The sequence below is a fragment of the Marinobacter sp. NSM genome, assembly GCF_052380025.1.
Taxonomy (GTDB): Bacteria; Pseudomonadota; Gammaproteobacteria; order Pseudomonadales; family Oleiphilaceae; genus Marinobacter.
This window is the reverse complement of sequence record NZ_JBQTCK010000001.1, coordinates 139,028-158,111: the sequence shown is the minus strand read 5'-3', so window position 1 is coordinate 158,111 and position 19,084 is coordinate 139,028. Positions and strand designations below refer to the sequence as shown.

Annotated in this window: 16 protein-coding genes; 9 read left to right on the top strand and 7 right to left on the bottom strand. The window is 58.1% G+C overall.

What is annotated here, in order from left to right; translation table 11 throughout:
* Positions 1 to 10 precede the first annotated feature (10 nt).
* Both ACTZWX_RS00760 and rluC read right to left on the bottom strand, forming a co-directional pair.
* A complete protein-coding gene (locus tag ACTZWX_RS00760; RefSeq protein ID WP_444712333.1) occupies positions 11 to 658 on the bottom strand; it encodes an HAD family hydrolase in 648 nt (215 codons plus the stop codon).
* On the bottom strand, positions 658 to 1,734 hold the full coding sequence (rluC, locus tag ACTZWX_RS00755) for a 23S rRNA pseudouridine(955/2504/2580) synthase RluC (protein WP_444712332.1): 1,077 nt from the start codon (positions 1,732 to 1,734) through the stop codon (positions 658 to 660). The genes ACTZWX_RS00760 and rluC overlap by 1 nt, the downstream gene beginning before the upstream one ends.
* Before the next feature lie 589 nt (positions 1,735 to 2,323).
* On the opposite strand from rluC, the gene rne reads away from it, so the two are divergent.
* Together rne and ACTZWX_RS00745 are read left to right on the top strand one after the other, a co-directional pair.
* The gene (gene rne, locus ACTZWX_RS00750) at positions 2,324 to 5,431 is read left to right on the top strand and encodes a ribonuclease E (protein WP_444712331.1); all 3,108 of its coding nucleotides are present in this window, start codon (positions 2,324 to 2,326) and stop codon (positions 5,429 to 5,431) included.
* A 2-nt stretch (positions 5,432 to 5,433) separates the two neighbouring features.
* Positions 5,434 to 5,976 carry a YecA/YgfB family protein gene (locus tag ACTZWX_RS00745; RefSeq protein WP_444712330.1) on the top strand — a complete coding sequence of 181 codons (543 nt, stop codon included), beginning with the start codon at positions 5,434 to 5,436 and terminating at the stop codon, positions 5,974 to 5,976.
* Here ACTZWX_RS00745 and ACTZWX_RS00740 read toward each other — a convergent pair.
* Positions 5,973 to 6,839 carry a PHP domain-containing protein gene (locus tag ACTZWX_RS00740; protein WP_444712329.1) on the bottom strand — a complete coding sequence of 289 codons (867 nt, stop codon included), beginning with the start codon at positions 6,837 to 6,839 and terminating at the stop codon, positions 5,973 to 5,975. The two genes, ACTZWX_RS00745 and ACTZWX_RS00740, sit on opposite strands and share 4 nt — an antisense overlap.
* Positions 6,840 to 6,926: 87 nt before the next feature.
* Between ACTZWX_RS00740 and ACTZWX_RS00735 the strand changes: the two genes are divergently transcribed.
* The 3 genes from ACTZWX_RS00735 to ACTZWX_RS00725 all read left to right on the top strand — a co-directional run bounded on the left by ACTZWX_RS00735 (position 6,927) and on the right by ACTZWX_RS00725 (position 8,325).
* Positions 6,927 to 7,226 carry a YciI family protein gene (locus tag ACTZWX_RS00735; protein WP_444712328.1) on the top strand — a complete coding sequence of 100 codons (300 nt, stop codon included), beginning with the start codon at positions 6,927 to 6,929 and terminating at the stop codon, positions 7,224 to 7,226.
* A gap of 134 nt (positions 7,227 to 7,360) precedes the next feature.
* Complete coding sequence (locus ACTZWX_RS00730) at positions 7,361 to 8,029, top strand: TIGR04211 family SH3 domain-containing protein (RefSeq protein ID WP_072677589.1); 669 nt, start codon at positions 7,361 to 7,363, stop codon at positions 8,027 to 8,029.
* Between the two features lie 5 nt (positions 8,030 to 8,034).
* Positions 8,035 to 8,325, top strand: a complete 291-nt coding sequence (locus ACTZWX_RS00725; RefSeq protein ID WP_444712327.1) for a PilZ domain-containing protein — start codon at positions 8,035 to 8,037, stop codon at positions 8,323 to 8,325.
* A gap of 52 nt (positions 8,326 to 8,377) precedes the next feature.
* On the opposite strand, the gene rraA is transcribed toward ACTZWX_RS00725, so the two are convergent.
* Positions 8,378 to 8,857, bottom strand: a complete 480-nt coding sequence (gene rraA / locus ACTZWX_RS00720) for a ribonuclease E activity regulator RraA (protein ID WP_061331895.1) — start codon at positions 8,855 to 8,857, stop codon at positions 8,378 to 8,380.
* A gap of 49 nt (positions 8,858 to 8,906) precedes the next feature.
* On the bottom strand, positions 8,907 to 11,279 hold the full coding sequence (gene ppsA / locus ACTZWX_RS00715; RefSeq protein ID WP_444712326.1) for a phosphoenolpyruvate synthase: 2,373 nt from the start codon (positions 11,277 to 11,279) through the stop codon (positions 8,907 to 8,909).
* Positions 11,280 to 11,411: 132 nt separating this feature from the next.
* On the opposite strand from ppsA, the gene ppsR reads away from it, so the two are divergent.
* A complete protein-coding gene (ppsR, locus tag ACTZWX_RS00710) occupies positions 11,412 to 12,227 on the top strand; it encodes a posphoenolpyruvate synthetase regulatory kinase/phosphorylase PpsR (protein WP_058090402.1) in 816 nt (271 codons plus the stop codon).
* Between the two features lie 91 nt (positions 12,228 to 12,318).
* Here the strand turns inward: ppsR and ACTZWX_RS00705 are convergent, their stop codons facing one another.
* Positions 12,319 to 15,243, bottom strand: coding sequence for an insulinase family protein (locus ACTZWX_RS00705; protein ID WP_444712325.1), 2,925 nt, complete (start codon positions 15,241 to 15,243; stop codon positions 12,319 to 12,321).
* Positions 15,244 to 15,343: 100 nt separating this feature from the next.
* On the opposite strand from ACTZWX_RS00705, the gene ACTZWX_RS00700 reads away from it, so the two are divergent.
* From ACTZWX_RS00700 to ACTZWX_RS00690, 3 genes are all read left to right on the top strand, one after another.
* A complete protein-coding gene (locus tag ACTZWX_RS00700; protein ID WP_061331891.1) occupies positions 15,344 to 15,799 on the top strand; it encodes a hypothetical protein in 456 nt (151 codons plus the stop codon).
* A 114-nt stretch (positions 15,800 to 15,913) separates the two neighbouring features.
* Positions 15,914 to 17,233, top strand: coding sequence for a PEGA domain-containing protein (locus ACTZWX_RS00695; protein WP_444712324.1), 1,320 nt, complete (start codon positions 15,914 to 15,916; stop codon positions 17,231 to 17,233).
* A 51-nt stretch (positions 17,234 to 17,284) separates the two neighbouring features.
* Positions 17,285 to 18,382 (top strand): response regulator, encoded by a 1,098-nt coding sequence (locus tag ACTZWX_RS00690; RefSeq protein ID WP_444712323.1) that lies wholly within the window; start codon positions 17,285 to 17,287, stop codon positions 18,380 to 18,382.
* Here the strand turns inward: ACTZWX_RS00690 and ACTZWX_RS00685 are convergent.
* Positions 18,365 to 19,015 (bottom strand): nucleotidyltransferase family protein, encoded by a 651-nt coding sequence (locus tag ACTZWX_RS00685; protein WP_444712322.1) that lies wholly within the window; start codon positions 19,013 to 19,015, stop codon positions 18,365 to 18,367. The two genes, ACTZWX_RS00690 and ACTZWX_RS00685, sit on opposite strands and share 18 nt — an antisense overlap.
* Positions 19,016 to 19,084 lie beyond the last annotated feature (69 nt).

Genomic DNA, 19,084 nt, shown 5'->3' with positions numbered 1-19,084 from the left:
CCACAAACGATCATAGCCCCAGCGTACGCCGAAGCGCGTCAACAGAACTCACTACTGCGTGGGGATCATACTGTTCCAGCACGTCACGCTTATGCACGCCCCACTCAACCCCGATGGCTGGCATACCAATACGGCGAGCCATATCCAGGTCGTAGCGGGTGTCACCGATCATCACCGCCTGCTCCGGCCGGTAACCGTAGAAATCCAGAATTTCCTCAAGCATCAGCGGGTCAGGCTTGGATTTGGTTTCGTCAGCGCACCGGGTAATGTCGAAATGGCTGCCCAGCCCGCTGGAGGTGAGTGCCACCTCCAGCCCCCGTCGGCTCTTGCCGGTGGCCACCGAACAGCTCCGGCCAGAGCCACGCAACTCCGCCAGCATGTCCGCCATACCCTCGAATACGTTCTGGGGCGTGGTCACTTTCTGGAAAAAGTAACCTGCATAACCCTCCCGAATCCGCATCATTTCCTCGCGGCTCAACCCCGGGTAAAGACGTTCTAGAGCCTCGATCATGCCCAGCCCAATAATATCCCGATAGGCCTCACGCTCCAGCTCCGGATACCCCAGCTCAGTCGCAGCCTGGTGCAAGCTGTCGGCGATATGGTCCACGGAATCAATGAGCGTTCCGTCCCAGTCAAAAATAACAACCTTTACATCCATCAATAAGTACCCTTGCTACGCTGCTCAAGCTCTTTGAGCACCTTGGCGAATGGCTCATCATACGGCGCTTCGAGGCTCATTGCCTCATCAGATCCCGGCAATGTGAACTCAAGGGCCCTGGCATGAAGCATCAGCCGCTGCCCACCGATGGCCCGAAATGCCTTGAGACTGGCGTCGTCCATATATTTGTCATCGCCGGCTATCGGGTGACCAGCCGAGGCACTGTGCACGCGAATCTGGTGCGTGCGACCGGTTACCGGCGAAGCCTGCACCAGACTGTACCCATGGTACTGCTGCAAACAGCGAAACAGCGTCAGCGATTCCTTGCCTTCGGGACTTACTTTCACCCTCCGCTCGCCATTCGGCATCTCATAGCGCAGGAGTGGCTCATCAACCCGACCAACGGCCGCTGGCCAGGTGCCCGCCACCAGGGCGTGGTAATGCTTACGAATGCGCTTGTGCCGCAGTTCATCCTGAAGAAAACGCAACGCCGAGCGTTTCTTAGCCACCATCACCAAACCGGACGTATCCCGGTCCAGCCGATGCACCAACTCCAGGAACTTTGCCTGCGGCCGGGCCGACCTGAGCACTTCGATCAAACCAAAACTCAGACCACTACCACCATGAACGGCAATACCCGAGGGCTTGTTCACCACCAGCATATCGTCATTTTCAAAGACCACGGCCGCCTCCATAACCGATTGCACCCGATCACCGGGCGTAGGCGACTCCGGCTTGCTCTTCTGGACAATCGGCGGAATGCGCACCACGTCGCCAGCCTGAAGGCGGGAATCCGGCCTTACTCGACCTTTGTTAACCCGCACCTCACCCTTGCGAACGATTCGATACACAATGCTTCTGGGCACACCCCGCAGGCGGACGAGGAGAAAGTTGTCTACGCGCTGGCCGGACATATCCTCGTCCACCGTCACCCACTGGACACCCTTCTGCACCTGGCCTGCCGGCAACTCTCCGCGACGCCCATTAGAGTACACCGGCCCTGCCCGGCCCGATCCCCCATGGGACGGATTGCCGCGTTTCGGCGGCTGACGACGGGCTGCTGGCTTGCGCGACATGGGATACCTTTTACTGGGTGATAAACGCGGGATTGAACGAACACCGCTTTACTGTTATATTCCGGCGTGCTCTGCCGTTTGTCTACGGCCTGACGAACTCTGGTCAGAAGCCGGAGCGGCAGCAGTATACCGACACTGATTAAGAGATTGAACGCCGAAGCCCAATCATTACCGGGCCCGGCGTGAAACAAACTCCCGGACCACAGGGCAGACCCAGAGAGGCTGCGACCTGCTCCGGGAGAGGAAAAACCGACCGGAAAACCGTCGGGCGACATCGCGAAGAATCACTACCATGCAAATCCGGGCCGTCCAGCAAACCAATACGACGTGAGACCCAGGAGTTTGTGTGAACCTGAAAACGGATATTATGCGTCAACAGACATTCACCCTATTCGACCTCTCCCTGCTGTCAGGCAGGCGGATTGTCGGCGGTGGTCTCAGACTTACAGGATCGCAACCCATTAGGGTTTGATCCGTCTGGCCGCCGGCCGCCCTGCTGTAACGGGCCCGCGGCACGCACATCCCGCTTCGCTGATGCGAACGCTCCCGGTTTTCTGTCACTAACAAACGACAGGAACCCTTTCTTTCCATGAAAAGAATGCTGATCAATGCAACTCACCCTGAAGAGTTGCGCGTAGCTCTGGTAGACGGCCAACGGCTTTTTGACCTGGATATAGAATCCAGCACCCGTGAACAGAAAAAAGCCAACATTTACAAAGGTCGTATCACCCGCGTAGAACCCAGCCTTGAAGCGGCGTTCGTCGACTTTGGCGCAGAGCGCCACGGTTTCCTCCCGCTGAAAGAAATCTCCAAAGAGTACTTCAAGAAGTCTCCCGGCCAGATCGAAGGCAAAATCAACATCAAGGATGTTCTGTCTGAAGGACAGGAAGTCATCGTGCAGGTTGATAAAGAAGAGCGTGGCAACAAGGGCGCAGCCCTGACCACCTTTATTTCTCTGGCCGGTCGCTACTTGGTGCTGATGCCCAACAACCCCCGCGCCGGTGGCATTTCCCGTCGCATTGAAGGCGATGACCGGGCGCAGCTGAAAGACGCCATGAACGGCGTACAGGTTCCCAAGTCCATGGGAATCATCGTGCGTACTGCCGGTATTGGCCGCACCACCGAAGAGCTCCAGTGGGATCTTGATTATCTGGTGCAGTTCTGGGAAGCCATCACCCAGGCCGCCGGGGAGCGCAAGGCGCCCTTCCTGATTCACCAGGAAAGCAACGTTATTATCCGGGCGGTTCGTGACTACCTCCGCCAGGACATCGGCGAAGTCCTGATCGACGCTGACGGCGTTTACGAAGACGTACTCAGTTTTGTACGCGCCGTAATGCCCACCTTCGAGAACAAGATCAAGCTTTACAAGGATGAGATCCCCCTGTTCAGCCGGTATCAGATCGAAGGCCAGATCGAAACCGCGTTCCAGCGGGAAGTGAAGCTGCCCTCTGGCGGCTCCATTGTAATCGACCCCACCGAAGCACTGGTCTCCATTGATATCAACTCCTCCCGCGCCACCAAAGGCCACGACATTGAGGAGACTGCCCTGCAGACCAACCTGGAAGCGGCAGAAGAAATCGCCCGCCAGCTGCGCCTGCGAGACATGGGCGGGTTGATCGTTATCGATTTCATCGACATGACCCCGGCCAAGCACCAGCGCGAAGTCGAGCAGAAAATGCGTGAAGCCCTGGAAATCGACCGGGCCCGTGTTCAGGTCGGCAAGATTTCCCGTTTCGGCCTGCTGGAAATGTCCCGTCAACGCCTGCGCCCATCTTTGGGTGAAACACGCAGCGAAGTGTGCCCTCGCTGTGAAGGCCAGGGCACCATCCGGGGTATCGAATCCCTGGCCCTGAGCATCATGCGACTGATCTACGAAGAATCGTCCAAGGAAAAGACCGCCGAAGTCCGCGCCATCGTGCCGGTGTCCGTGGCTACCTTCCTGCTGAATGAAAAACGCAAGCAGTTGGCCGACATCGAGGCACGCCAGGGCGTTTCCGTGGTGGTTGCTCCGGTGCCAAATATGGAAACACCGCACTTCGAGATCATCCGCCTGCGTCAGGATGAAGCAACCCCTGAGCACATTGCCAGCCATCAGGTTGCCCAGGAATACAACGAGCGGGAAGAAGAAAGCACCGAAGTAACGACCACCGAAAAGCCGGTTCGTGAGCAGGCTGCCGTGAAGGCCATCCGCCCCACAGCCCCTGCCCCGACAGCCCCCCAGGCCGCCGCTGAACCAGCGGAGCCCGAGGAAGGCCTGTTCCGCAAGCTCGGCAAGAAAATCGCCTGTTTCTTCCGCGGCGAGCAGGAGCAAACCGACACCAAACAAGCCGCCGGCAACCGTGACCGCGCCGGAGACCGTCGCAATCAGGGCCGCCAGGACCGTCGTAAATCAAGGGTAGCCCGTGACGACCAGCGCCAGGGTGGCAATCGCACCGGCAACGACCGCCGACAGGGTGGCCAGCCAAACCGCGCCGATGACAACCGCAACCGTAATCGCGGCAACCGCAACGAAGACCAGTCCCGTGCCGCCCAGAATCGCTCAGGGCAGCAGGACAAGGGTGGCGATAACCGTGGTACCGACAACAAGGGCGGTGAGAACCGTCGGGATAACCGCAAGGACTCACAGGGTCGCAACCAGAACCGCAATCGTCCTCAGCGCGACGCAAAAGACCAGAAAGACAACCGCGAGCCGCAGGACGGCCAAAAAGCCCAGGCCGAGAACAAGCAAGGTGGCGACGACAAGCGTCGTAAGCCGCGCCGCCAGCGTAATCGCGACGGCTCACCTGCTGAGTCTCCGGCCAGCACACCGGCCGCTCGCAAGGCAGAACGGAGCGAAAGTCACCAGAAGGACACTCAGCCCGAGAAAGGCGTAGAGACCGGTAACGAAGAGGCGAAGCAACAGCCAGCCCAGCAATCGGTTGAACAGCCCAAGAAGGTTGAAGCACCGAAGAGCGCTGCCACCGAAGACAAGGCCACGGTGGAGACACCCAAGGCTGACAAGCAGGAACAGCCGAAAGCCGACAAGGTGCCGGAAGAGAAAGCCGAACAACCTGCCCAGCCGGCAGAGCAAGGCAACCAGGTTGACGGCCAGAAGGCGAGCGAAACAACCGACGCCAAGGCTGACGCGCCTGAATCCAGTAACGCCGAGAAGGACAAGGAGCCCAGGGAACCCCGCAAGGCTCGCCCGGCAAACCGTCAGCGCAAACCGAAAGCCGCAGACAAGGCTGCAGATAGCGCCAATGCTGAAGCGCCGGCCACCAAGACCGACAGCGAAGCAAAAGCAACAGAGGCAACTGACAAGCCGGAAGCAACGCCGAAGTCCGAGAGCAAGCCTGCTGAAGCGACAGAAGCTCCAAAGACCGAAAGCAAGGCAGCAAACAGCGAAACGGCGGATGCTCTGAAGGCTGAAAAGTCGGAGCAGACTGAAACCACAGAGAAGCCCAGGAGCGAAGAGCCAAAAGCCCAGCCAGAGAGCCCCGAGCCGGAGGCCAAGGCTGACAAGGCAGAACCGGAAGCTGAGGCTAAGACTGACGCAGAGCCCAAGGCAGAAGCAAAAGCCGACGATGCGCAGAACGCCCCCGCACAGGACGAAATGCCAGACGTTCCGGTCACTCCGGGCCGTGCATACAATGACCCACGTGAGGTCCGTAAGCGCCAGCGTGCGGCCGCCGAAGCCAAGAAGGCCGGGAGTAACTGAATATGCTGACCAATTCGGATATCGAGGCGCTGGAAGACATACTGTTCGCTGAGCCCTGGGGAGATGAAGCCCTGGATTTCTTCGGATTCCACGGCGTGGTGTGTGCCAGCGTTATCGGCCCGGTCAGCCTGGAGGCGGAAGATCTCTTCCGCCTCGCCACCGGCGCAGACACCCTGCCAAACGGCAAGGTACCGGAGGCCTTCGCTCACTGTGTGAAGGTGTTGGCTTCTGATATGGCCCACGCCCTGGACATGGGCCAGCCGCTGGAACTGCCGGAACCGGAAGACGGCGACCCCATGAACGCACTGGAAAACTGGTGCGCCGGGTTTGTTGATACCTTCCTGGAAAATGAAGAGGCCTGGCTCGATGCCGCCAGCGAGGAAGACGTCGCAGATCTGATGGTGCCGATGCTTACCCTGTCTGGCCTGTTCGAGGACGAGGACTTCCAGAACGTGCGTAACGATGAGAAGTTATCAGGCCGCATGGCGGAAGCCATTCCGGATTCACTGACGGACCTCTACCTGCTGTTCCACGCACCGGACTAAGCGTTCACCGGTTGCCTGAAATGATGCCAGACGGGCTCCAGCCCCTCTGGCATTTTCATGATACGGCCCAGCTCGCACCAGGGCGCGCCGGGAAAATGAAAATCGCTGCCCTGAGAAGCCAGCAACTGCTCCCGCCTTGCCAACTCTGCCACAAAACCGAGATCGCCACTGGACTGCCCGGATACCGATACCTCGATGGCCCGACCACCAGCCCGGCGAAAATCCGCTGTCAGCTCACGCAGGCGGGTTGCCGTCAGCCGGTATTTTCGGGGATGCGCGAGCACAGCGATGCCGCCAGCATCTGTGATCCATTGCACCACTTCAGATAATTCGGGCCAGCAGGCCTTCACATCACCGGGCTTTCCGGAACCAAGGTAGCGTTTGAACGCATGGGCGGTCTTTGGCACCACCTCGGCGTTCACCAGAACCTGGGCAAAATGCGGTCGTCCCGGCACGTCCCCTCCGGCCAGGGCCGTCGCTTTCTCCAGCAACCCGTCAACCTTCAGGCGAGCCAGCCTATCGGCAATCAACCGCGCTCGCTGCCACCGGTTCTCGTTCTGCTGCGCCAGTGCTTTCAGAAACGCCGGATCCGCTTCATCGAAGTCCAAGCCGACCACATGAATGGTGTGGCTGCGCCAGACACAAGACAGCTCAACACCGCTAATCAGTGACAGCCCCAGTTCCTGCCCCCGGGCGCGGGCCTGAGCGAGACCAGCAATGGTGTCATGGTCGGTCAGTGCAAGATGGCTGACACCCTGCTCTGACGCCCGGGCAACCAGGTCTTCTGGCGTCAACGCGCCATCGGATGCGGTGCTATGGCAATGCAGATCAATGCACGGTTTCGGGTCTTGAGGTATAGTCACAAACAGTCCTGAACTGGGCGATAGCCGCCAGTGTACCAGTGTTGGCTATCCGACCCTAACCAAACCGAGATTTGTACCGGAGCACCCATGTATTACGCCATTATCAGCGAAGATGTCCCCAACAGCCTGGCCCTTCGGATGACCACCCGCCCGGCTCATGTTGCAAGGCTGGAAGCACTGAAAGCCGAGGGGCGTTTGCTGGTAGCCGGCCCCCACCCGGCCATCGACTCCCCGGACCCGGGCGAAGCCGGGTTCAGCGGCAGCCTGGTCATCGCCGAGTTTGAATCACTGGAACAGGCTCAGGCGTGGGCGGATGCCGACCCGTACATTGAAGCAGGGGTGTATCAATCCGTGACCGTCAAGCCCTACAAGGTTGTGCTGCCCTGAGCTGGTGACAGTGTAACCAGACAACAGCACTGCATGAGCGGATTGTAACCCGCGATTGCTTGAATACCCGTCACTGTGTGACAGAATTGCGTGTTTGAATGACCGTCAATAGACCATACCAGGGAACGTAATCCGTGACATCGCTCCGTCTTCTTCTCAGCCTTTTGCTTATCATCGCTTCGGTTTCCGTCGCTCAAGCCCGTACCGTATGGGTTGACGACAAGCTCTACCTGCCCGTTCGATCCGGAGCCGGTTCCCAGTTCCGGATTATTGAAAACGCGGTTCCCAGCGGCACACCGCTAGAGGTGTTGGAAGTCGGCGATGGTTACACCAAGGTGAGAACTCCCAAAGGCACTGAAGGCTGGGTTTCAAGCCAGTATCTCAGCAACCAGCCGATTGCCGCTGACCGGTTACGACGCGCCACCCAGCAACTGGAGCAGGCGCGCTCAGAGCTCACGAGTGTCCGCGAGCAGTTGTCTGAGGTTACGGAAGAACGTGACAACCTGCAGAACGCCGAAAGCAGCCTTTCCAACCGCGCTGGTGAACTTCAGGAAGAACTCACCCGCATCAAGAATATCGCTGCGGACTCCATCAACCTGGAGCGACGCAACCGGGAGCTGCGCGAAGAGAATCAGAAACTGCGTAACGATCTGGAAGTACTGACGGCAGAGAATGAACGGCTTGAAGCCAGCAAGGATTCCGATTTCATGCTGCTAGGCGCCGGCCTGGTACTTGGCGGTGTTCTGCTGGCCCTGCTCATTCCGATGCTCAAACCAACAAGAAAAACCGACAACTGGGCCTAAATGCCATGAAAGATTACTCGGAAAAACGTGACTTTCACCGGATGCAGGTAGACAGCCGCATTGAAATCACCAATGCCAGGGGCGATACATTCACCGGCATCTGCCGGGACCTGAGCGCCGCGGGCATGCAGCTGTTCATTGACGAGGCTGTCGCCGTGGGCAGTGAACTCAGAACTCGCCTGGAAGGCGCAGATAACCAGCTACCCCCGCTGGAGACCGTGTGTGAGGTCATTCGTTGCGAGCCAGAGGGCGAAGGTTATCTGATCGGCGTCAACATCACAGAAGTTACCCAATAAAAAACGGCGGCCAGAAGGCCGCCGCTTTGTATTTCTCCAGGACAACCCCGGATCAAACCAGGGGTTTCTCGGATACGATGATGCCATTGTTATCGGCATACACGTAGTGGCCCGGATGGAAGGTCACGCCGTGGAAGGTAACCGGAATGTTCAGGTCACCAATACCACGCTTTTCAGTCTTCCGGGGAACCGTACCCAGCGCCTGAACACCCAGGTGGGTCTGGCCAATTTCGTCCACATCCCGGATGCAGCCGTAAATTACCAGACCGGCCCAGCCATTCTCTGCGGCTTTCTCGGCCAGCATGTCGCCCAGCAACGCATTGCGCTTGGACGCACCACCGTCTACCACCATTACCCGACCGTTGCCCGGCAGGCCCACCTGCTCCTTGACCACGGAGTTGTCTTCAAAGCACTTCACGGTAACGATTTCGCCGCCAAACTGGCGCACACCACCGTAGTTGTTGAAGCCAGGCTCAACCACCTGCACTTCCGGAAACTCGTCGCACAGATCCGGCGTAATGATCTTGCTCACCTGCTACTCTCCTTTTCCGAAATGTTAGCCTTTTCCGAAATATTCGCGCTCAGTCAATCTTCTCGTCAGCCAGGAAGAACCAGGTATCCAGCACGGAATCCGGATTCAGGGATACCGTATCGATACCCTCGTCCATCAGCCACTTGGCCAGGTCCGGATGATCAGACGGGCCCTGACCGCAGATGCCGATGTACTTCCCAGCCTTTTTACAGGCCTGGATAGCGTTGGACAACAGGGCTTTGACGGCATCATTCCGCTCGTCAAACAGATGCGCAATGATACCGGAATCCCGGTCGAGGCCCAGAGTCAGCTGCGTCAAATCGTTGGAGCCGATTGAGAAACCGTCAAAGTGCTCCAGGAACTGTTCAGCCAGAATCGCGTTGGCCGGCAGCTCACACATCATGATAACCCGCAGGCCGTTGTCGCCACGCTTGAGGCCATTCTCCGCCAGCAGGTTAACCACCTGTTCGGCCTCGCCCACGGTGCGCACGAACGGTACCATTACCTCAACGTTGGTCAGGCCCATGTCGTTACGGACTTTCTTGAGCGCCCGGCACTCCAGCTCGAAACAGTCGCGGAAAGTTTCGGAGATATAACGGGATGCGCCACGGAAGCCCAGCATCGGGTTTTCTTCGTCCGGCTCGTACAGGGTGCCACCAATCAGGTTGGCGTACTCGTTGGATTTGAAGTCAGACAACCGCACAATCACTTTCTTCGGCGCAAATGCTGCGGCCAGGGTCGAAATACCTTCAACCAGCTTGTCGACGTAGAAATCCACCGGAGATGCGTAGCCGGCAATACGTTTGTCGACCGTTTGCTTGATATCACGGGGCAGGCCGTCGTAGTTCAGCAACGCCTTTGGATGCACACCGATCATGCGGTTGATGATGAACTCAAGGCGAGCCAGGCCAACACCTTCGTTGGGCAGCGCCTGGAAGTCAAAGGCCCGGTCCGGGTTGCCCACATTCATCATGATCTTGAACGGAATGTTGGGCATGGAATCCACGGTGTTTTCACGCAGCTCGAAGTCCAGAGCACCTTCGTAGATCATGCCGGTGTCGCCTTCGGCGCAGGATACGGTGACGTTCTGGCCATCCTTCAGCAATTCGGTAGCATCGCCGCACCCCACAACTGCAGGAATACCCAGCTCACGGGCGATGATCGCCGCGTGACAGGTACGGCCACCACGGTCAGTGACGATGGCGGAAGCGCGCTTCATCACCGGCTCCCAATCCGGGTCGGTCATGTCGGTGACCAGCACATCACCGGGTTGAACACGGTCCATCTCGTTAATGCTGGTGATAATCTTGACCGGACCACTGCCGATCTTGTGGCCGATACTGCGGCCTTCCACCAGCACCTTACCGGTCTCTTTCAGCAGGTAGCGCTCCATCACGTTGGCTGAGGCGCGGCTCTTCACGGTTTCAGGGCGGGCCTGAACAATGTAGATCTTGCCGTCGTCACCGTCTTTGGCCCACTCAATATCCATCGGGCGCTGGTAGTGCTGTTCGATAATCATGGCCTGCTTGGCCAGCTCTTCCACTTCCGCATCGGTAATGGAGAAGCGGTTACGGTCTTCCTGCTCTACCTTGACGGTTTCCACGAACTGGCCTTCGCCCGGCTCGGAATGGTAAACCATCTTGATGGCCTTGCTACCCAGGTTCCGGCGCAGTACCGCCGGACGACCGGCCTCGAGCGTAGGCTTGTGCACGTAAAACTCATCCGGGTTAACCGCGCCCTGCACGACCGTCTCGCCCAGGCCGTAGGACGACGTGATGAACACCACATCGCGGAAGCCGGATTCGGTATCCAGGGTAAACATCACACCACTGGATGCGGTTTCACTACGAACCATCTTCTGGATACCCGCCGACAGCGCCACCAGCTTATGATCAAAGCCATGGTGAACACGGTAGGAAATCGCCCGGTCATTAAACAGGGAGGCAAACACCTCTTTGACCGAGGTACGAACCTGCTGAAGGCCAGACACATTGAGGAAGGTTTCCTGTTGGCCGGCAAAGGAGGCATCCGGCAAGTCTTCTGCCGTGGCAGACGAGCGAACCGCCACAGCCATGTCTTCGTTACCATTCTGGAGTTTCGCAAAGGCCTCTTTCAGGGCATTATCCAGGCTATCGGGGAACGGAGTATCAACCACCCATTGGCGAATCTGGGCACCGACACGAGCGAGCTCGTTAACATCGTTTACATCAAGGGCATCAAGAGCCTGGTCGATTTTGTCTTTCAGGCCATCGGTGGCCAGAAACTCGCGATAGGCATAGGCAGTGGTGGCGAAACCACCGGGAACGGTAACGCCTGCATTGGCGAGATTACTGATCATTTCACCGAGGGAAGCGTTCTTGCCTCCAACCCGGTCAACATCGGACATTCCCAGGTGGTCAAACCAGATGATGTAATCTTCCAAAGCACGTCTCCCTTGAGTCTGTGTAGCGCGGAGTCTCGAATCTGGCGTGTATGATACTGTAACCTGCGGAAATTACCTAGGGAGCTGCGGAACAACTCCCGGCAATCAGCCAAAACCAAACCGGATACAGCCATGAAAAGAACCGCTTTTTTTATTTCGGACGGCACAGGCCTGACGGCAGAAGCACTCGGCCATGCCCTGCTTGCCCAGTTCGAGAAAATCGATTTTGAACGTATAACCGTGCCCTATATTGATGATGAAGAAAAGGCTCATGACCTGGTCAAACGCATCAACAAGGCTGCGGAGGTAGACGGTGCCGCGCCCCTGGTTCTCGATACCATCGTTAACAGCAGTATCCGTGAAATCATCAGTACCGCCGACGGCTTCATGATTGACATTTTTGGCACCTTCCTGAGTCCGCTGGAGCAGGAACTTAACTCATCGTCGTCTTACACCGTGGGCAAATCCCACGCCATCAATAACGAAGGCAGTTACGAGCGCCGGATCAACGCGGTGAACTTTGCACTGGATAACGACGACGGCGCCCGCACAAGACACTACAGTGAAGCAGACCTGATCCTGGTGGGCGCCTCCCGAAGTGGCAAGACACCGACGTGCCTCTACCTTGCGCTTCAATACGGCATCAAGGCGGCAAATTACCCCATTACAGAGGAAGATCTGGAGGATCAGAAACTGCCTGCGGCTCTGCGCCCCCACAAAGAGAAGATCTTCGGGCTGACGATTGAACCGGAACGACTGGCAACCATCCGCAATGAACGGCGACCGAACTCCCGCTACTCCTCGATTCAGCAGTGCATGCACGAAATCGAGGAAATTGAACTGATGTACAAGCGGGAACGCATTCCCTACCTGAACACGACGGCCTATTCGGTTGAGGAAATATCCACCCGTATCATGGTCACCACCGGCCTGAAGCGACACCGGTGATACCCGCCAAAAGGCTTAAACGAAAAGGGCCCGGAAATCAGATTTCCGGGCCCTTTTCAATTCACTGAGAGGCAGTTATTGCGACTCTACCTCAGAGTTCCTGAATCGCCATGCCCAGGCCCTCGGCCACGCCGCGATTATCAGGGTTGGTGACGACCGCCACACTGGCCTTTTCCGGCACCAGCCAGGTATCGGCAACCCGTTGCAGCTCGTCCAGCGTCACCGCGAGCACTCGCTCCCGGAACCGGGCCCGCTGCTCCGGCGTGCGGCCAAACAGCTTGTTATGAAACGCGTGGCGAGCGGCACCGGCGGGTGACCTCGGCCGGTCCAACTGGCCGATAACCCCGAGGATGGCCTCTTCCAGGGACTGGGCATCGTGGTTTTCCGTGCGCAGCCAGTTCAGGGCACCGTCGAAGTCATCGAGGGTTTCCGCCAGCCTCGGGTCCCGGTACGAGAAGAAACGGAATACGCCATTGACACTGTCCTGGCCGGCACCGCCACCATAGGCACCGCCCTTTTCCCGGATAGCACGATGCAGGAAGCCATTGCGCAGGAAACCGCCCAGAACCGTCAGCGCGGCAGCATCCGGATGGTCCACCGCAACGGTGCTGTAGGCCTTGGCACAGAAATTCACCTGGGTTGAGGTCAACCAGGCCTCACGGGTGCTGTAATTGACCGGTGCCATGGCCCAGGCATCGCCCGCCCGGCCGGAATCACCCTGCCAGCAGGATTTGAGATCATCCAGCATGGGCGCCAACTGGCCATCTTCGCCAATCAGCAGGAACTGCCGTTGCTGGTTGCGGATTTTGTCATGCAGCGCCGCCAGGCTGGCACAGAATTCAGCCAGGGCTTGGTCATCCTTCAGGGATTTATCCAGCTCTTTGGTCCCACGGATACCCGCCAGGCCACCCAAACGGAAGGTCAGCCAGGAGCCGGCACTCAACCCTTGAGCCGCACCGCCCATGGCCAGGGCGTGGCCACTGCCAGTCACGGCCTGCTCACGGCGCGCCCGCACCTGCGCAATAATCTCTCGGATACGCTCTTTCTCATCAAACCGGACGCCGGTGTATACATCCTTCAGTAACTGAGTAAGGGCCTTGCCGTTGCGGGCCAGGGCCTTGCCGCTGAAAATCAGGTAGCCAGACACGGCCTGCACATCATCAATACGCCCCTTGGCGCTGAATGAGGCACCAATACCGCCGGATTCCGCGGAAATCCTGTCTTGCATCTGCAGGTAATCCAGTTCACCACAACCCACTTCGGAAACCAGGGTGGTGTAGTAAGGCAACAGTAACAATTCCTGCTCTGACAACGCCGGTACCGGCACTACAACCTGCTGGTACACCAGGCCATTAGTGCCCCGGGAATACACGGTTGCTCCGATGCCGGCATCGTAGCTGCCCTCTGGCTCGGGCATCTGCAAAGGTACATCGTCCAGGCCGACCTTTGGCAGAATGGAATCGTCATCTTTACGCAGCTGGCGTTGTTCCAGGGCCTGAGCACGCTCCACAATCGCCTTCACTTCCTCTTCCGTCAGGCTGGCTTTGCGGCGCGCCAGGGCCTCACGAATGGCCTGCTGATGATGGCTCTCCAGCTTCTCATCCGGGCGCAAGGTGAGGGTCACACGGTGCGGGTTGTCCAGCAGCTTGCGGCGAATCAGGCCGGGCACATATTCCGGATCTTTGATTTTCTCTCGCAGGCTGGCCAGCACAGGTTCCAGATCCAGCAACTCCACCGGATCACCACCGTGCACCATCGGCGCAATCGCGCTCATGATCAGCTGCAGGCCATAGGGGAAGCTGTCCCCTGCTATTTCCCGCTGATGCAGTTCAAGCTGGTGCAGAATAGCTTCCAGCCGGTCCTGACTCACGCCCTGATCCACCACGCTCTGCAGAGTGGATTCAACCAGTGCTTCCAGCTCTGCTCGACTATCTGGCTCGCTGCCTTCAATGCCGCACACAAAGGTCATTTCCCGGTTGGAATCTTCCAGGCCACACATGGGCGACGGAGCATGGCCAATATCGGTGGTTTCCAGAGCCCGCATCAGCGGCGAGGCACTGTTTTCCAGCAATACGGCAGACAATAACTGGCCTTCCAGGTTCTCCTGCAGGTCAAAGCTGTGGCCCAGCAACCAACCCATCACAATGTGGGTTTTGTTCTCTGTGCCTTCACCGTCATTGACCGCATAACCCTGCTCCACCCGCAGGGGCGCAAACATACGCTTCTCGTCGCGGACCGGCAGTTCGATATCCAGACGATCAAACCGCTGTAGCGCCAGCTCCTCGAACTTCTCATGGTGCTCCCGGGCTGGAATGTTGCCGTAGGTGGCAAAAATGGCGTTGCTCGGGTGGTAGTGATGCTTATAGAACTTCACCAGGTCGTCGTAGGTCAGATCAACAATATGATCCGGCTCACCACCACTGTTGTAGTGGTAGGTAGTGGTCGGGAACAGGTGGCTGGTCAGGTTCTGCCACAACTGGGAGGTAGGGGCACTCATGGCTCCTTTCATCTCGTTGTAGACCACGCCGCGGTATACCAGGTCGCTGCTCGGGTCGTCCGGTTTATCGAATTCCAGACGATGGCCTTCCTGAGCAAAATCCAGCGGGTCCAGCTTTGAGAAAAACACCGAATCCAGGTACACCGACAGCAGGTTGTCAAAGTCCTTGCGGTTCATGCTGGCAAACGGATAGGCGGTCCAGTCGCTGCTGGTGAAGGCGTTCATAAAGGTGTTCAACGAACGCCGGATCATCATGAAAAAAGGATCGCGGACCGGATAACGTTCGCTACCACACAGCGCCGTGTGCTCAAGAATATGAGCCACCCCGGTGGAATCCATCGGGAAGGTGCGCAGCGCCACGAAGAAGACGTTCTCGTCGTTGTCCGCCGCCAGGTGAAGGTGGCGGGCGCCGGTTTTCTTATGGCGATATTCCTCAACCTCAAGGTTCAGCGTGTTGATCCGGTGACTGCGAAGTTTCTCGAAGGCCGGGTGAATTGCGTTATCGGTCGCTGCAGCCATTAAGACAATCCTGTGTATTGAACAATTGGAGAATTACAGGGTAACACGTAGTTTCAGATATGATGCACGGAACGGACTCAACAAGGTAGCCTGCCGAATTATGACAGACCGCACCCCCAAGCATATCGACGCCCCGGAAGTAGCCGCCTGGTGGGCGGAAAGACGCCAGTACCTGGAGCGAATCCGCAAGGTGCCCGAAATAAGACAGCGCTTCTGGCGAGAAGTTGCCATTTACCTGCTGCGCCGCCTGCTGTGGTCGTTCGGGTTCTTCCCGATTTTCATCGCTTTCTGGCTACCGTTCGTTCTGTCCAGTTTTAACCCGGTGGTGATGGCGTCGGATATGATCCCCCTGCTGCAAGGGTTTGTGAATTCCAACCCTGAACAACAGGCCACCACCATCAGCACCTTGACCATTGCCTGGCTGTCGATCGGGTCCTTCTTCCTGGTGTTCGATTTCGTGCTGACGCCATTTCGGTCACCGTATCAATACGAAGCCGATGTGTACATGAAGTCCTGGGAGCAGCTCAATCATGATCAGCTTCCGGACAAAATGTGATTTGGCCAGCATTCTGGCTAACTTCAGACACTTTCTGTTACATAACGTTGCAGACAGTGGGTAAGATGAAACCATAAGAAAGTATCCGGTAAGTTTGGATCACGAGGTTTCGTCATGGTCGATTTCAGACCACTACTGTTCGTAAACGCCCTTGCGTTAATGCTCCTGGTTACCGCCGGCTTCGCCTCGGTCAGAAAAGACGTGCCCGAAGTAACCGTTCCCGGCGTGGCTGAAACCATAGCCGCGGCGGCGGAGCCGGTCTTGGCACCAGAGCCACAGCCAGCACCGGAACCTGCCTTACCGGAACCCGAACAGCCCGCGCAACCGGTCTCTGAAACCGCCAGCGCTACTCCCTTCACCCTGCCTCCCATGCCGGAACAGCCGGAAATGGTTGCCGTGGCAGAACCGGTTTCAGCCATCAACACCCGGCTGGACACTCCTCAGGCTGAACGCCCTGTTCAGCAACCTGCCCCGGAACAGGCAAAAGAGCCGCCGCCACCGAGCACTGGCAAACTGGTCTTGCGGTCCAACGTGGTGGGCGACCAGGTTACGATCAACGGCAAAACTTACGGCGCCACCCGGCTTGATCTGGAACTGAAGCCTGGCCGTTATGACGTAACCATCGAAAAACCCGGTTACCACCCCTGGACCAACAGCGTAGCACTGACCGCTGGCCAGGAGCTGACGCTGGTGGGCCGCCTGGAAGCCTACACCACGGTCAATTATCGCAATGGTGAGTGGGTTGGTGACGTACGAACCGGCGACGGCACCTGGCAGGACGAGGCCGGCCTTCGCTACGAAGGACACTTTGTTGACGGCAAGTTCCATGGCACCGGCAAGGCCTGGTACCCCGACGGCAGCAGATACGAAGGCGACTGGGACAATGGCGAGCGCCACGGTGAGGGCCAATGGCGCAGCGCTGATGGCTCAGCCTATACCGGTCAGTTCGAACGGGACCAGTTCCACGGCAAAGGCACCCTGACCCTGGACAACGGCGACATCCTCACCGGCAACTGGAGCCGCGGCCGCATGAATGGCCATGGCTCGCTCACCACTGCCGATGGCATGCTTTACGTTGGTGGCTTCCGCAACGACGAATTCCATGGCCAGGGCACCCTGACCTACCCGGACGGCCGCTCCTATGAGGGCGAATTCTCCAACGGCGAATTCCACGGCAAGGGCTCGGAAGTGTTTGCCGACGGCAAGAAGTACGACGGCCAGTATATAGAAGGCAGATTCCATGGAAGGGGCCTGCTGCGCAACCCGAACGGCAGTTCGATCGAGGCTACGTTCCGGCATGGCGAACCCTACGGACAGGTGCGCCTGACCACTGCGGCTGGCGAAGTCTTTACCGCCCGCACCACAGAACCCGGTGTGTGTTATCGGGACAAGAGTTATAGGGCAACGCAATGCCCGCAACTGGAAGGCTGGTAACCACCCGGCCGCAGTAACCACGTGTTTGCAGTAACAGGTTGAGGTAGTGACATGGCAATCAAAAACGCTCTGCTGGTGGACGACTCAAAAGTAGCAAGATTTGCGCTCAGCAAACTACTTGAGGGTCGGGACATGGAAGTAAACATGGCGGGCTCTGCCGAGGAAGCACTGGACTTCCTGAAAAGCCATGATCGCCCGGACGTGATCTTTATGGACCACCTGATGCCCGGCATGAATGGCGTTGAGGCCACCAAAGCCATCAAGGGGAACCCGGACACCGCCGGCATCCCCATCATCATGTGCACCTCGAAGAAGTCCTCCTCGTTTATGGAAGAGGCCCGCAATTTCGGGGTGTACAACATATTGACCAAGCCCCCGCAGACCGATGGCCTCAGCCTGGTTCTGGACCAATTGGCCAGTGATGTGGAACAGGGAACACTGCCTCCCAACGTTACCACCGCAAACGATGCCGAATTGCCGGATACTGAAGACGAACTACTGCACATACCCACAGATGCGTCAGTGGAGATGTCACCGAAAGGCGATATCGGCGCTAACGGACATACCAGCCCGAACGTGGTGCCGCTGACCAGCGACCTGATCGAGCAGATTGCCCGTTCTGCGGTAAAAACCCACATCAACAACCGCCTGCACGGACTGCTCAGTGACTTGTTCGACGAACAGTTTGATCACCTGAAACGGGCCCTGGACGAAAACCGCAGCAAACAGGACGCAGCCATAGAAGAACGGCTGAACGAGCTCACCAAGCTGCTGGATGACCGCACCCGCAACCTTCGGGATGACGTTGCCGCCGAGGTCAACCTGAGCCTGAGCCAGGAACTGGCGCGGCTGAAGAAGGAACTGTCAAAAAATGCGGGCTTCACCGCTGAGCACATGGCAGAGCTGAAAGACCACATCACCAGCGTTCAGACCATCGACACCGAGTTCTGGCAGACCCTGCAGTCTGAGGCCATTCAGCAGGCCCACGAGATCTCCCGTGAAACCGCCGAAGACATTGCCCAGCGCACCATTGATCTGTATGTATCGCAACAGCGCTCTGCCAACTCCCGCATCTACACTCTGGGACTGGCGGTCAGCCTCGGCATATTTACTGTGGGTATTGCCTGGCTGTCAGGTTTGTTCGGCTAATAACCGCCTGACTTCCTGCCAACTTTCCGGGGTGTCAACATCCGGTTGCACCCCGGCAATATCAATGGCTCCAACGCCTGAACGATTCAGAACCCGCCCCGCTCCGGCGTCCCCTGTCAGAGCCACCACTTGCGGCCACAGTGACCGGGGTATCCAGGCAGGCACCCCCACGCGTTCCCCATAACTAGCTCCCCATGGCCGCTCTGGCTCAGCGCGAGCCTGCGCTGCCAGCTGCTTCAACCCTTCAGGCGCCAGCAGTGGCTGATCTGCCAAGACCACAAACACACCCAGAGCCTGCCGCCCCAGTTGATGGATACCCGCCGCCAGTGATCCGGCCAGTCCTTTCGACCAGTCCGTATGATAGATCCAGGCGCCCGGTTGCAGCGCGCAGCGGTATCGAACCAAGGGGTAACCACAACCGGCCACTACCCTGACCTGTCGGGATAGCAACCGAGCCTGACCAACGGCTCTGGACAACAACGATTCACCACCCGGCAGCATCAGGAGTTGCTTCGTGCGCCCCATCCGTGAGGCTCGCCCAGCGGCCAGCACCAATGCCGGAAACTGCTGATCGTGAGTAACACCGTTGCTGGTTAAAATATCCTTCTCCTTGGTATGCGGGAATCCAGGCAAGCCGCAGTAAACTGCTGAATCACCCGATTTTTGCTAGAATTCCGCCACCATGCAACCAAATCAGCCGGA